The sequence below is a fragment of the Micavibrio aeruginosavorus genome (genome assembly GCF_051245535.1).
GTDB classification, from domain to species: Bacteria; Pseudomonadota; Alphaproteobacteria; order Micavibrionales; family Micavibrionaceae; genus Micavibrio; species Micavibrio aeruginosavorus_D.
Genome location: NZ_CP195303.1, coordinates 933,101 through 947,046 on the forward strand (window position 1 = coordinate 933,101; position 13,946 = coordinate 947,046).

At 52.4% G+C, this 13,946-nt stretch carries 11 protein-coding genes and 1 tRNA gene; 2 read left to right on the forward strand and 10 right to left on the reverse strand.

Annotated features, from left to right (window positions below; genetic code table 11):
- Window positions 1-11: 11 nt before the first annotated feature.
- From ACSC94_RS04555 to ACSC94_RS04575, 5 genes are read right to left on the reverse strand one after another with little or no spacing between them, the layout of a single operon-like run.
- Window positions 12-446 carry a hypothetical protein gene (locus ACSC94_RS04555; RefSeq protein WP_435641867.1) on the reverse strand — a complete coding sequence of 145 codons (435 nt, stop codon included), beginning with the start codon at window positions 444-446 and terminating at the stop codon, window positions 12-14.
- Window positions 446-1,666: an NADH-quinone oxidoreductase subunit D gene (locus ACSC94_RS04560; RefSeq protein WP_435641868.1), complete on the reverse strand. Its 1,221-nt coding sequence runs from the start codon at window positions 1,664-1,666 to the stop codon at window positions 446-448. The genes ACSC94_RS04555 and ACSC94_RS04560 overlap by 1 nt, the downstream gene beginning before the upstream one ends.
- Window positions 1,666-2,337 carry an NADH-quinone oxidoreductase subunit C gene (locus ACSC94_RS04565; protein ID WP_435641869.1) on the reverse strand — a complete coding sequence of 224 codons (672 nt, stop codon included), beginning with the start codon at window positions 2,335-2,337 and terminating at the stop codon, window positions 1,666-1,668. Before ACSC94_RS04565 ends, ACSC94_RS04560 begins: the two co-directional genes overlap by 1 nt.
- A 21-nt stretch (window positions 2,338-2,358) precedes the next feature.
- A complete protein-coding gene (locus ACSC94_RS04570; RefSeq protein ID WP_435641870.1) occupies window positions 2,359-2,934 on the reverse strand; it encodes a NuoB/complex I 20 kDa subunit family protein in 576 nt (191 codons plus the stop codon).
- A 6-nt stretch (window positions 2,935-2,940) separates the two neighbouring features.
- Window positions 2,941-3,312 carry an NADH-quinone oxidoreductase subunit A gene (locus ACSC94_RS04575; RefSeq protein ID WP_435641871.1) on the reverse strand — a complete coding sequence of 124 codons (372 nt, stop codon included), beginning with the start codon at window positions 3,310-3,312 and terminating at the stop codon, window positions 2,941-2,943.
- Window positions 3,313-3,570: 258 nt separating this feature from the next.
- Between ACSC94_RS04575 and ACSC94_RS04580 the strand changes: the two genes are divergently transcribed.
- Together ACSC94_RS04580 and ACSC94_RS04585 are read left to right on the forward strand one after the other, a co-directional pair.
- Window positions 3,571-4,530, forward strand: coding sequence for an ABC transporter ATP-binding protein (locus ACSC94_RS04580; RefSeq protein WP_435641872.1), 960 nt, complete (start codon window positions 3,571-3,573; stop codon window positions 4,528-4,530).
- On the forward strand, window positions 4,527-6,005 hold the full coding sequence (locus ACSC94_RS04585) for a hypothetical protein (RefSeq protein ID WP_435641873.1): 1,479 nt from the start codon (window positions 4,527-4,529) through the stop codon (window positions 6,003-6,005). Before ACSC94_RS04580 ends, ACSC94_RS04585 begins: the two co-directional genes overlap by 4 nt.
- A 30-nt stretch (window positions 6,006-6,035) precedes the next feature.
- Here ACSC94_RS04585 and ACSC94_RS04590 read toward each other — a convergent pair whose 3' ends face one another.
- The 5 genes from ACSC94_RS04590 to ald all read right to left on the reverse strand — a co-directional run bounded on the left by ACSC94_RS04590 (window position 6,036) and on the right by ald (window position 13,833).
- Window positions 6,036-9,113 carry a right-handed parallel beta-helix repeat-containing protein gene (locus ACSC94_RS04590; RefSeq protein ID WP_435641874.1) on the reverse strand — a complete coding sequence of 1,026 codons (3,078 nt, stop codon included), beginning with the start codon at window positions 9,111-9,113 and terminating at the stop codon, window positions 6,036-6,038.
- Window positions 9,114-9,284: 171 nt separating this feature from the next.
- Window positions 9,285-9,361: transfer RNA gene (locus ACSC94_RS04595), tRNA-Asp, on the reverse strand.
- Window positions 9,362-9,488: 127 nt separating this feature from the next.
- Window positions 9,489-10,763 carry a hypothetical protein gene (locus ACSC94_RS04600; protein ID WP_435641875.1) on the reverse strand — a complete coding sequence of 425 codons (1,275 nt, stop codon included), beginning with the start codon at window positions 10,761-10,763 and terminating at the stop codon, window positions 9,489-9,491.
- 327 nt (window positions 10,764-11,090) lie between these two features.
- The gene (locus ACSC94_RS04605) at window positions 11,091-12,464 is read right to left on the reverse strand and encodes a hypothetical protein (RefSeq protein ID WP_435641876.1); all 1,374 of its coding nucleotides are present in this window, start codon (window positions 12,462-12,464) and stop codon (window positions 11,091-11,093) included.
- Between the two features lie 247 nt (window positions 12,465-12,711).
- The gene (gene ald, locus ACSC94_RS04610) at window positions 12,712-13,833 is read right to left on the reverse strand and encodes an alanine dehydrogenase (RefSeq protein ID WP_435641877.1); all 1,122 of its coding nucleotides are present in this window, start codon (window positions 13,831-13,833) and stop codon (window positions 12,712-12,714) included.
- Window positions 13,834-13,946: the final 113 nt, after the last annotated feature.

Below are 13,946 nucleotides of genomic sequence, written 5' to 3' on the forward strand. Positions count from 1 at the left end.
TCCGTTCGTTTCTACTTCTTTAAATCGTCAATTTTTTCCGGCTTGCCCGTTGGCGCGGCAATCTGGTTGCGGCGCAGAGCTTCGGACAGTTGTTCCTTGCTGCATCCCGCCACGCGTTTACCCATCAGGATATCGTCGCCTTCGGTGCCAAACACATTCAAGCGTTTCGACGGGGTCATGATAAACGCGCCCTTATCCGTCAATTCAACAACCGTGCCCTCTTCGTCCGTATAACGGCCGGGGGCCAACGCCATCACCATTTCATCGGCGATGCGGCCATTGGGCTGGCGCCCTTCCTTACCGAAATTGCGACCTTCACTGTCTTCACAGAACGCTTCGATGCTTTCCCATCCCATTTCGGCACGGGCCGGGGTCGTCACAAAGCATGTAATGGCCAAGCCGATCACAGCCGATACCGCCAGAATGATTGTATGAATAAAAGGCATTAGCGGTCGATCTCCCCGAACACGATGTCCATGGAGCCGATATTGGCGACCACGTCGGCCAGCATGTGGCCACGGCTCATGAAATCCAGCCCTTGCAGGTGCAGGAATCCCGGCGCACGAATACGGCAACGGTACGGACGGCTGCTGCCATCGGATACCAGATACACACCAAACTCGCCCTTCGGCGCTTCCACAGCGGCATAAGTTTCGCCCGCCGGAACGTGGTATCCCTCAGTGTAAAGTTTGAAATGGTGGATCAACGCCTCCATCGAGGATTTCATTTCCCCTCGCGACGGCGGTGCGATCTTGCGATCATCAACCTTCACCGGACCACCCGGCATTTGTTGAATCGCTTGCTTCATGATTTTCAGCGACTGGCGCATTTCTTCCATGCGAACCAGATAACGGGCATAGCAATCGCCCGTTTTACCAACCGGAATGTCGAAATCCATGTCGGCGTAAACTTCGTACGGCTGTGATTTACGCAAATCCCACGCAACGCCGGATCCGCGCAACATCGGGCCGGTAAAGCCCCAGTTCAGCGCTTCTTCCTTCGTCACAACGCCGATATCCACGGTCCGCTGTTTGAAAATACGGTTTCCGGTCATCAGGTCATCAAGGTCATCAATGACCGCCGGAACGGATTTTTCAACCCAATCCATCATGTCATCCAGCAAACCCGCCGGAAGATCTTGTGACACGCCACCCGGACGGAAATAGTTCGCGTGCAGACGGGCGCCGCACACGCGTTCATAGAACTCCATGCCTTTCTCACGCTCTTCAAATCCCCACAGGGCCGGCGTAATCGCGCCAATATCCAGCGCAAAAGTGGTGATGTTCAGAAGGTGGTTCAGAACGCGACCCAGTTCGCAATACAGAACGCGGATATATTGCGCCCGTTTCGGAACCGTAATGCCCAGTAATTTTTCCGTGGCCAGCGCGAACGCGTGTTCCTGGTTCATCGGGGCCACATAATCCAGACGGTCGAAATACGGCACCGCCTGCATATACGTCTTATATTCAATCAGCTTTTCCGTGCCACGGTGCAACAGACCAATGTGCGGATCGGCGCGCTCAACAACTTCGCCTTCCATCTCCAGCACCAGACGCAGCACACCGTGCGCGGCCGGGTGTTGTGGGCCGAAGTTCATGGTGTACGGGCGGATTTGTGTTTCTTCGCCAATATCCAGCGCGGCACTATCGTTCTTTATGGAGCCCATTACGCGTCTCCTCCTACGGATTTCTGCTTCGGATCACGGTAACCGAAATTCGGCTTCACCGCTTTTTCATCACCTGGCAATTGCACATCGACCATACCTTCCCACGGGCTGGTATAATCGAACCGGCGGAAATCCTGGGTCAGTTTCACGGGTTCATACACCACGCGCTTCAATTCCTCGTCATAACGCAGCTCAACATAGCCGGTCAGCGGAAAGTCTTTACGCTGCGGGTGCCCTTCGAAACCATAGTCGGTCAGAATACGGCGCAAATCCGGGTTGCCCGTGAAATACACGCCATACATGTCCCACACTTCACGCTCCAGCCAGCCTGCACCGCTGAACACGCTGACAACGGACGGCACCGGCGTATCTTCCGCCGCGCTCAGTTTGACGCGCACGCGCTGGTTCTGGGTAATGGACAACAGGTTGTAAACAACCTCAAAACGCTCCGGACGATCCGGGAAATCGACACCGCAAATATCGATGATTGTCGTGAACTGGCACTCCATATCATCGCGCAGGAATTGCAGAACCGGAATAATATGATCACGCTTGATCGTGAACACGGGCGTGCCGCGTTCAACGGTGTGTTCAATCACCGCACGGTCCAGGCTTTCGTGAATATGTTCGGCCAGATCCATGATGGATTCGAGGGCGCCTTCATCGGACATGATCTTCTCGCTCCTCTACGCTTATCGAACGATCCGCGTGTCTTCACGCTGGATTTTCTTTTGCAATTGTAACAACCCGTAAACCAGCGCTTCCGCGGTCGGCGGGCATCCCGGCACGTAAATATCAACCGGAACGATCCGGTCGCATCCGCGCACGACGGAGTATGAATAATGGTAATACCCACCACCGTTCGCGCACGACCCCATCGAAACAACCCAGCGGGGTTCCGGCATCTGGTCATACACACGGCGCAGCGCCGGAGCCATTTTGTTGGTCAGCGTCCCGGCCACAATCATCACGTCGGATTGACGCGGGGATGGGCGCGGAATCATGCCGAAACGGTCGAGGTCATAACGGCTCATATACGCGTGGATCATCTCCACCGCACAGCACGCCAGACCGAACGTCATCGGCCACAAAGACCCGGTGCGCGCCCAGTCGAACAGATTATCGGCCTGCGTCAGCAGAAAACCTTTTTCATTCAAATGCTTTGAAATCGCGGCGGGCACAACGTCCTGCTTCGCGGCGGGTGGCATAACCAATCCGGTTTCAAGAGGCGCAGGCAGTGCGGTAAAGACGTGACGATCATGTGACATTGTTGATTACTCCCAATCCAACGCGCCTTTTTTCCATTCATATATGAATCCAACGGTCAGAATTCCGAGGAATGTGACCATGGACCAGAACCCGAAAACGCCAATGTCGCCCAGCGTAATCGCCCAGGGAAACAGGAACGCAACTTCCAGATCGAAGATGATGAACAGGATGGCGACCAGATAAAACCGCACATCAAATTTGTGCCGTGCATCGTCGAACGCATCGAAACCGCATTCATAAGCGGAGAGCTTGTTCACATCGGGATTGCGTTTCCCGGCCAGCAATGATGCCACGATCATCGCAACCGACATGCCGCCCGCAATGACGATAAAAATAAGGATCGGAAGATAGTTCAGAAGAAGGTCTGAAGGGGCCATGGTTCCCGCCTGATTCCAGAGGGTTAGATTACTTACGCGCCATTCATAAACCACAGAATCCCGCCCCACAAGCCCCAGATCGAGAGTTTCCAGCAGGCTTTTTATGCAAAGCGGTGCGATTAAGAATTATTCGCATTTAATGGCCGCTTGCCGTTTACAGTTTAAATATTTTCAACCACCACCTTTGGTATTAGACTGCATACACTACGCGTAAAATTCTCAGGCCTTTAAATTATCATATAGTTTGGAGCATTGTTGATGCCGTTACTGAGTGTTCAAAACCTTTATTACGATTACGGCCTGAAAAAAGCGCTCGAGGATGTCAGCTTTGATATTCATGCCGGGCAAACAACCGCACTGGTCGGCCCGAACGGCGCCGGTAAAACTACACTCCTTCGCTGCATCACTGGCCTTGATACGCCCATCTCCGGCTCCATCAAACTTTTCGGCGATGATCTTTATGATGACCCGCGCAAAGCCCGCCGCCGGATTGGTTACATTTCCGACTCATTTGGACTTTATGGGAAATTGACCGTCCGCCATTGCCTGCTGTACATGGCCCGCGCTTACAAGCTCCCGGCCAGCGAACAAAATGCACGCGTGGATGAAGTCATCGCCCTTCTCGGTCTTCAAACTTATGAAAAAACACTGGCGCGGCAACTTTCTCGTGGCTGGCGGCAACGGGTTGGCATTGGCATGGCCATCATCCACAAACCCGACCTGCTGGTTCTGGACGAACCGGGTTCGGGCATGGACCCGGATTCCCGCCACGGCCTGTCGATCCTGTTGCGAACGCTGCGGGATCAGGGCGTGACCTGCATCGTCTCTTCACACATCCTGTCCGAACTGGAAGATTACTGCACCGATATGCTGGTCATTAAGAACGGTCAGGTGCTGGACCACGTGCATCTGAATGATGCCATTCATCAATCCCGGCCCACGCGCATGGTTCACATCCGCCTGTTCGAAAGCCACGACGCCCATCCGCACCTGATGACCATCCGGTCCCAGATCAATGTCGTCAACGCCAACACCGTTGATGGACAGACCCACACCATCCTGGCCGAACTAAACGGCGGTGCGGCGGAACAAACCCACCTGCTCTCCGCCCTCGTCGCTGCCAACGTCCCGGTTCTGGCCTTCCACGAACACAAACAGACTTTGCAAAACCAGTACATCGACCTCACCCGCAAAAATAATCAGGCCCGCGCATCATGACGATAAACCCGATTTTCACATCAAACCCATTCAAGAACCCGGAATTGCACCGCAATTTATGGATTGAATTTTCGTGGTTTAAAGCCTTGGCAATTCCCGCCCTGCTTTTGATCTTTATTTATCTGATCGCGCGCGGCGAGGACGATATTGCAGAAACAGCCAATAAAATCAGTCTGACGGCCGCTTTCTTCTTTTTCTATATTGGCGCGGTTTCCTCCGCCTCGAATGCGTTCAGGGATGAACTGAAAGATCGCACATGGGACTTCCAGCTCATGTCATCGCTCAATGCGTGGTCGCTTGGCTTTGGAAAATTCTTTGGGGCCGTCAGCTACTATTGGTTTTGTACAGCCATCTGCATGGCTATCTATCTGCTCAGTGCCCAATTCCTACCAGGAAAGGACACAAGCGATCCGATCTCAACAATGTTCAGCGGGCCGATCCTGTTTATTCTATGTGGCTATCTGGGCCAACTCTGTGCCTATATCATGGCGCTACAGACGTTGCCCAATAACAAAGTTCGACAAAGCAGCACTCTTTTCTCTTCCGCCGTTGCTTTTTTCGTTGCCTCGGCCTTTGCCTTTGGCAGCTTGAGCATCTCCGCAGCCGGCCCGCTCCAATATTTAGCGGGCGCATCTGAACAAGCTTTCTTTACCCTCAACTGGTTCGGCTTCGAAATCCATTCCGCGTGGTTTTTCCTGTATAGTCTTTTCTTCTTCCTGTTCTGGGCTCATGTCGCCGTTTACCGCTCCATGCGCATTGAACTGCAATATAAAACTATACCGTGGGTCTGGATCGTTTTTCTGCTCACCATGCTGATATACAGCACAGGCTGTGTAGACATTATCCTGCGCGACCGTGTCCTGATGGACGAACAAATTCGTTTTGCCCGCACGTTATTCGCCTGCACCGCCATGATTGGGGTTACGTATATCGGTGGATACAGCTACTCCAATAACTTTATCGGCTATTCCCGATTTTCAAACGCCCTGAAACGCCGCGACTACACCGCCGCATTCCGATCAACGCCACCATGGATCATCAGCGGAACCGCGGCCACAATCCTGCTCATGGCTCTGATTGTATGGCAAGGCAGCATCATGACAAATGATGGGGCACAATTATTTGCAGCGCCGCTTTTGGCTCTCACGCTTTTTGCCGCCCGGGATATAATTATATTCCACACCATCTTTATTCCTGGCCTGACACGCTATAACGGGTTTGTTCTTATCGTCTACCTCCTCTGCGCCTATGTCTTTTCTGCCCTCATTCTTGAAGACTCAAATCCTGCCTTTTATCGCCCTATTATCGATTTAACCCCGCCTTACAAATCCGGCGGATATGCAGACGCCATTCCCGTCGCTATACAGGTCCTTCTGGCTGCGGCCTTATTCCAATTTTGCCTGCGTTTGGCCAAGAACAAACTGACCATGGATGGCATGAAAGAAAAAATGCAGGAGATTAAATCTCCTGCATAATTCGGGACGACTGGACCAGTACCATTTTCTCTACGGCGCTGTACTCAGCCTTGGGGACGCATCAATCGTGGATCCGCCTGTGCTGCCAAATTCATTGGCACCGTCGCTGTCGGATGCTTCATCAAATGTGGATGGGTCGGCATCCTGTCCCCACCAGTTGTTTTCCGCCTTCAGCACCGAGGCCCCGATATCCGGATTATAGTAAACGTTAATTCCGGCATTGTCGTAAATCTGGTTGCCGCCCGTGCTGGCAAACACGCCGCCGCCCATATCGACGATCGTGTTATTGGTGCCCAGCGTACTATCGAACTCATTAATATCGATGCCGCGTTGCGCCGATCCGGTCAGGATGTTGTCAAACATGCTGATATAGACAAAGGGCGCCACCCCCGCCGCCGTGCGGACATACATATTCGACATATCGTTGTCGCGGATCGTATTGCCAGACATGGTATAGGCCGTCCCAACCGTGCCCATCCGCCCACTGGCATCGCGCGCCGTGATGAAGACGCCGTATTCGGTATTGTCTTCAATGATGTTGTCCGTCATTGATCCCGTAACGGCGGAATCCCCTTGAATATTAAACTCGACACCATCGCCGCCCGCATCGCTGATCCGGTTCGATGTCAAAATGATATTCGCGGTCGATGTGTTGCGCGTATCAAAATACAAATTCTGCGCCGTTGATGTTGTCACATCATTGTCATCGACGGCCAGGTCCAGAATGCCGGTATTGGCCGTACGCACATCCATACCGTTGCTGTCGTTCCCGGTAATGGTATTCCCCTGAACCGTCACCGCAAGGCTGTTCGCTGTGCCGCTAGCCTCCAGATAAATACCGTCTGTCGTATTGTCATAGATTTGGTTATTGCGAATAACTGTGTGAATTTCACTGCCATTCCCGACAGCCGCCGCCGCACCGATGCCAATGCCGTTATTGTAAGAAATATTATTTTCAATGACGACAGGATTAGCCAAAGACCCCACGGTTCCCGCATCTTCAAGCGTGGCCACATACAAACCACGACCTGCGTTGTCGTATGTTGTATTCCCATCGAAGTGCGCATAACTCTGAGCCGAGCCCGCACGCGCATCGATCTGGATACCGTTTTCGGAATGGCCGCTGGCTGTGTTGCGATAGATATTGACGTCCATCAACCCATCGACAACCCCGTTATTCTGCGCCCGAATTTCGGCGCCATCATCCTGGTTATCCTGCATGATGTTATCGGAAAGTTCCGCATAAACCGTGCCACCAAAGGCCCACAACCCGAAACCGTCTTCCGAATTGTCGGACATCGTGTTGTTATGAATCATCAACCGATCGGCCAGGCTGCCCGCCGTCATGTTTTGATCCATACGAATAACCAGACCCGATGTATCAATATCCGGTTCGATAATATTGTCGGTCAGCGCGTTGCTGAAATTATTATTTTCAATGTTCCCGTTCAGCACCACGTTGGTGGCCCCGCCTGTGGCATTCCCGATGCGGAAACCATCGCCGACGTTATTATTCACGTCATTGTCATGCACATCGATATCAACGGTCGCATTCCCGGCAAGATCCATGTGGATGCCACGATAATTATTCCCCGTGACTTCGTTGCCGCTGACATTAAAATCAATATCGGATGTACCAGACGTATAAATACGAATGGTATCGTTGCCCGCCGCCGTTCCATTGCCGGTCAACAGATTATCGGTCAATGTATAGGCCCCGGTCACGTTATCAGCATCAATAAAGACGCCATGTGCGCCGGAGTTTTGGACGGTCGAGTCGTGCAAAGTGAAATTCGCAACACTGTCGACCAGAACCCCTGCCCCCGTCGCCCCGTCAACCGTCACACCGGACACAGAAACATCGCTGGCCGTTACAGTAATACCAACCCCGGCCCCGTTGGTTAAGGTTGGCGCGGCATTCGCGGCAATCAGCACCGCATTATTCAAATTGCCTACCCCCGATGCGGTAAAACGGCTGCTGTCATAGACAAAATCCGTTCCGGCCCCGACCACATGAACCCCGGCATTGCTGATAGCAAGCCCCGTATCCATACCATTTGATCCAACACCGGTATGGATATAAACGACATCATGGTCCTGTAACGCGGCTTGCACATCGGTCAGATTGTTAAACGGATTTTCCATCGACCCGTCACCGCCACCCGCAGCCTGGTTATCAATGTAAATAATCCGTTGCGCTACGCCTGTTGTGACGTTCAAAACTGCAACCGCCTGCACCGCCCCAGATGCTTCGGCCTTGCTGGATGTCACAACATCAACATCACGCACAGGCGATGCCGTCATGCGCGCCTTCAGCCCGGTCAAATCCTTGTCCGATCCGCCAAACGGCAACGTAAAACGCGCCCCGACCCAACCGTCCCGGCCCCGTTCATCGTCATACTGCCCTTCGGCGGTTAAGGCGACATTCTCGGTAATTTCATACCGCGCCCGCGCCCGCACACCGACCATGGTTGGTGAATCATCGCCGCTGAAGCTATATCCACCCAAATGCATCCATAGATCCGTTTTGGGAATTTTGACCCCAGCTTCAACATCACCGCCATACAACGGCTGTTCACGGATAATCATGGCCTGAGTATCAACAAACAATCCCGTGCCGGATAAATACGGGTCACTGGCCGTCGATCCCGCATCGACCAGAACATCATCGGTCAACGGCGCATAACCATTGGCGCGCACTTCCCATTCTTCGGCCAGCCATTCCGCCCCGGCGGTTAATTGCGAATGCATTTCTTCGCTGAACCCAGACCGTTTGCGGTCAAAATACACATACCCGCCAAGAATCCCGTCTTCTTTCAGAAAACGCGTTCCAAGCCCCAGATTGATTTCGCGGTTGCTTTGGTCATCGGCCTTCAAACGAATGTCGGAAAAAAGCAACGTATCCGGCGAACACGCCACAGGCAGGAAGATTGAGGTTTCCCCAATCTTGCGGTCCCCGTATTTCCCCTCAACATCAATATGCCCCGGGTAATACCGGCACGGCGCAGAGGCAAAGGCCGGAACGTTGTGTGTGGTCTGCGCCAACGCTGCGATGGACCCACCAAAAACAAGACATGCGACGGAAGACAGCAAAAATGCTTTGTTCATGACAAAACCCTTTTCGAGAAGGCTCAGGAAAGCAAACAGAGGAATAAATATGAAAATAGATTCTGAAGACGACCGTAGGATACGGCCACAGAAATGATGCACCACAACATATCGCGACGCAATAATAAAAAAACCGGCCCAAAAAGAGCCGGTTCTTTATTTTACATTGAATGGCGCGAGCGACGGGACTTGAACCCGCGACCTCCTGCGTGACAGGCAGGCATTCTAACCAACTGAACTACGCCCGCAATTCAATGTGGGCGTATAGTTATCGGAACGGCCACGGGATTTCAATACCTTTTTCAGATTTCTTACACAAACAGCCCGTTTTTTTTCGCGGGCTGTTTGGATATAAATAAATTCATTCAAAATCAGTTAGTTAACATCAACGCCGACCAACCCTTCGCGCCACATGCGGAAGAAGCCGCCCTTGTGAAAATCCAAACTGGCCTCTGGCTCGGCAACACAGGCGTGAATTGCGTCCCCGGCAATGAATCGGACATCGGCGGCGGCGGCGGCCAGTGCCACTTTGGGATCATCCGCCCCCAGCATGAAGGTTCTGGTGATCAAATGGCGGCGCGTCCGTTTTACGAAATTCCGAATGTCGCTTTCCATCAATTTGTACGCGCGGCCACCATTGGATGCAGGGTTATTCACCATAACACCCAGCACATCAAAACCAGCCATCCGCAAGGCCTCATAATCCGCATCACCAATGCTGGTCAGCGATACACGGCCACACAGAACGCGCCCGAATGTTTTCAGCGGTGAAATCATCCGGTTCAATGTCATCCACGGCGTATGGGATGGAACATCCATCACCATAAACAGCATATAGGCTTTCATCCGCTCATCGATTTTCTGACACAGGGCGCGATAGCGTTGTTGCCCGTCCATGCTGGACAAGGTGTAATGATGCACCGGACAAATAATTCCAAAATCCGGGATCATATCGGGGTTGGCCTGAAACCAGGCAATGACGGTACGTAACACCAGCATATCCATGGCAATCACCATGGCCCCCGGCGCGCCCGCATAAAAGGCTTCATGCGCCCGAATGGCCTGTCCGCCAGCATCCGGATAATCGGCTACAGCCATCTGGGCCACTTTGCGCCCCTTATAATGATCCCACACCGGCATATATCGCACCGCCGTGAAGGGCAGCGCGTGAACATCATCCATGGCTCCGGTTTCTGTTTTATGCGGCGCCGTCATTTCATGGTGCAAACGCGCCGCGCGTTCGTGCCCGGCCTGTAACACAGAGGAGAAATTTGGCGACCGCGATGCCGTCAACTGGATCTGCCCATTCACGCGCCCTTTTTCAAACAACGCCGTAATGGATTGCACCAGCGGTATATTGTGATCCAGATCGGTCATCTGGATCAGCGATACATCTTTCTTGACATTAATTTGATCCACACCGTCCAAAGCCTGCAAGCTGCGCTTCATCTCTTCGGCGATCAGGGTAATTTTCAAATCACTTTCTACAATCGTATTTTCTGTGAAAAGAAGGATAAAGGCATCATCACGAAATTCGACGCACATATCATCGTCGCTGATATATTTACCGATGACGGTTTTACAAACTTCAGCGACCTGAGTATGCAGCGTCTCCCATCGCGCTCCGCTATTATTACGGATTGTACGCAAGCCTAAAATTTCCATCCGCCCTGCGGCGACAACCCCATTTTTGTTAAAGAACCCAGACAGTGCGTTTCCCAGGACAGCATTATTTTTAAACGACATGAAATTTTGTTCTTGATGAACATTCCCTTGACCGACCATTACCCATTCTCCCGAAATATTTTTTATTTTTAAAACCCGTTGTACTATGATTGTGCGCACCTACACTGAAGAATGGATGTCGAAGCAAGACAGCTTAAGGTTATATCGGAAGATATTTTTGAGACCGGAAATACGTCGCAGAATGCAGAGATTTTCAGTAAACCCAGCGAAGACAATATTCATTATTAAATCCTAATGAACACCACCAGACCGCGCCGGGTCATTCCGCCATAACCTGAAGAATTCGTTCATCGAAAAATCCTGTTCTGACTCTGGATTTTGCACACAGGGATGAATGGCATCACCCGCCATAAACCGAATATCCGCCATCGCTGCCGCTACGGCCGCATCGGCATCATCGGCCCCCATGATGAATGTGCGATTGATAATATGTTTTCGCGCACGATGAACGAAGTTTTCCAGATCCGGCTCCAATGATCGATGTGTTCGACCTGCCGCGGAATCACCAATGAAGACACCCAGAACATCAAATCCCGCCATACGCAACGCTTCAATATCTGTATCGGTTATATCCAGCGGAACCTGACCGCACAAAAATCGACTGTATGTTTTCAATGGCGATACCAGATGATTCATGCTCAACCACGGCATATGGACCGGAACATCCATAACCAGAAACAACATGAATTGCTTCATACGATCATCAATTTTCTGGCACAAAGAACGATACCGTTCTTTTCCATCCATACTGGACAATGTTTTAAAATGAACCGGGCATATCAAACCAAATTCAGGTATGGCATTCGGGTTGTTTTGAAGCCAATTGATAATAGCCTGCAGGATGAACATATCCATCTCAACAACTTCGTGGTCACTGCGTCCAATATAAAAATTCCGATGTGACTGCATCGCATTCGGCCCCGCGCCCGGATAATCGGCAACAGCCACCAATGACACGCGCCGCCCGCGATATTGGTCCCATGCGGGCATAAAGCGGACACCGCTGAATGGCATAATCACGGGATCTGGTTTGGGGGGCGGCTTTAACCTGCCAAAGCGCCGCGCATGGTGACGGTGTTGCACAAATTCCACTTCCGTCCGGGGAATGGGGGTGAAATCTGGCGTTTTATGCCCCTGCTCCGCCATCTCCATCGTGGCCCGCATGCGCCCTTTGTCAAAGGCCAGCGGAACAGATTTGATGAACGGCAAATTCCGGTCCACTTCATGGGCGGATATTTGCGACATTTCTTTTTCCATCGTAATGGAATCCAGCCCCAGCTCATCAAACAAACGCCGCCGTATTTCTTCGGCCATCAACGCGGCCTTCATATCGCTCTCAACCAGCGTGCTGCTCATAAACAACAGGATGTAACTGTCATCTTCATACCGGATGTAAATATCGCCACGTTCCAGATATTTGCTGATGGTTCCTTCGCAAATCACAAAGACCTGGTCCTGCATCCCGTTCCATCGGCGGCCCATCTGCGCCTTTACCGCGCGCAGACCCAAAATCTGCAAACGCCCGGATGCGACCAGATCATTTTTTTCGAAAAGCTTGGCACACAGAACTTCAAGCTCTGCGTGCTGGCTTTCTGTTAGTCGCATTGGTTTTTTGGAATATGACCGCGTAGAAAACGCCCGATCATCCGGGTGCGTCCAGAACGCTAATTTCGATACATACTCACGGATATGTCCAGCCAGTCCGCGCACACGCATAGGCTCCTCCGCAATAAATCACAAAAATATGGATTAAGTATGTCCCCTTACATCCATTGTCGCACCGGACACGGATAAATTGCGACAAAAAAACGGAGGCCACTGGCCCCCGTCTTAATGTGCAAAATGCGAATGGCTATGCCGCCAGTGCTTTTGGCTCTGGATTGAAAGGCAAATTCAAAGCCTCCGCCACGCTGCGATACGTGATTTCACCACGGCAGACATTCAAACCGTTTCGCAAATTGGGATCTTCCATCACGGCCCGCTTCCACCCTTTATCCGCTAAAGCCAGCGCATAAGGCAGAACCGCATGGTTCAACGCCAACGCGGATGACAGCGGCACCGCGCCCGGCATGTTGGCCACGCAATAATGCACGACGCCGTCAACGACATAGGTTGGGTCTTTGTGCGTGGTGGCACGGCTGGTTTCGAAACACCCGCCCTGATCAATGGCAATGTCCACGATGACCGAACCCGGAATCATGGTTTTCAGCATCGGCTTGGTCACCAGTTTCGGTGCCGCTGCGCCGGGAATCAGAACCGCGCCAATCACCAGATCGCACACCTGAACATATTGTTCGACCGAATCCATGCTGGAATAAATCACGTTGGCCTGACCACGGAAATAATCATCCAAGGTGCGCAGGCGGTCATGATCACGTTCCAGAATGGTCACATTCGCGCCCATGCCCACGGCCACACGCGCCGCGTTAAACCCGGCCACACCGCCGCCAATCACCAGCACATTACCCGGACGAACGCCCGGTACACCGGAAATCAAACGGCCAACACCGCCCATGTGTTTCATCATGTTGTTGGCGCCGACCAGAACGGACAGGCGACCCGCAATTTCCGACATCGGAGCCAGCAACGGCAAACCGCGACCATCACGGCCCGTCACCGTTTCATACGCAATCGCCACGCAACCGGAATCCATCAAGCCCTTGGCCTGATCCGGGTCCGGGGCCAGATGCAGATAGGTGAACAACAATTGATCTTCGCGCAGCATCTGGCATTCAACCGGCTGCGGCTCTTTTACCTTCACGATCATGTCGGCTTCGGCGAAGATTTCTTTGGCGGTGCCTTTAATCGTGGCGCCTGCCTTTTTGTAATCATCATCGCTGAAATTAATGCCGGCCCCGGCTCCGGTTTCGACGATCACCTGATGACCGCGCGCAATAAATTCCTTCACCGATGACGGCACCAGACCGACACGATGTTCCTGAGCTTTGATTTCTTTTGGCACGCCGATTTTCATGTAAGACTCCATGATGTGAAAACGCGGCCTATTCTTGCCTGAAAGCCGGGTCCCATTCAACACGCAGCGCAGCATGGCACGGGCATACGCCTGTATCCGGAAAATAACGATCC

Excerpts from the sequence above, each read along its gene's own strand:
- ACSC94_RS04555 (WP_435641867.1), bottom strand. The coding sequence starts at position 446 with ATGCCTTTTATTCATACAATCATTCTGGCGGTATCGGCTGTGATCGGC.
- ACSC94_RS04560 (WP_435641868.1), bottom strand. The coding sequence starts at position 1,666 with ATGGGCTCCATAAAGAACGATAGTGCCGCGCTGGATATTGGCGAAGAA.
- ACSC94_RS04565 (WP_435641869.1), bottom strand. The coding sequence starts at position 2,337 with ATGTCCGATGAAGGCGCCCTCGAATCCATCATGGATCTGGCCGAACAT.
- ACSC94_RS04570 (WP_435641870.1), bottom strand. The coding sequence starts at position 2,934 with ATGTCACATGATCGTCACGTCTTTACCGCACTGCCTGCGCCTCTTGAA.
- ACSC94_RS04575 (WP_435641871.1), bottom strand. The coding sequence starts at position 3,312 with ATGGCCCCTTCAGACCTTCTTCTGAACTATCTTCCGATCCTTATTTTT.
- ACSC94_RS04580 (WP_435641872.1), top strand. The coding sequence starts at position 3,571 with ATGCCGTTACTGAGTGTTCAAAACCTTTATTACGATTACGGCCTGAAA.
- ACSC94_RS04585 (WP_435641873.1), top strand. The coding sequence starts at position 4,527 with ATGACGATAAACCCGATTTTCACATCAAACCCATTCAAGAACCCGGAA.
- ACSC94_RS04590 (WP_435641874.1), bottom strand. The coding sequence starts at position 9,113 with ATGAACAAAGCATTTTTGCTGTCTTCCGTCGCATGTCTTGTTTTTGGT.
- ACSC94_RS04605 (WP_435641876.1), bottom strand. The coding sequence starts at position 12,464 with ATGCGACTAACAGAAAGCCAGCACGCAGAGCTTGAAGTTCTGTGTGCC.
- ald (WP_435641877.1), bottom strand. The coding sequence starts at position 13,833 with ATGAAAATCGGCGTGCCAAAAGAAATCAAAGCTCAGGAACATCGTGTC.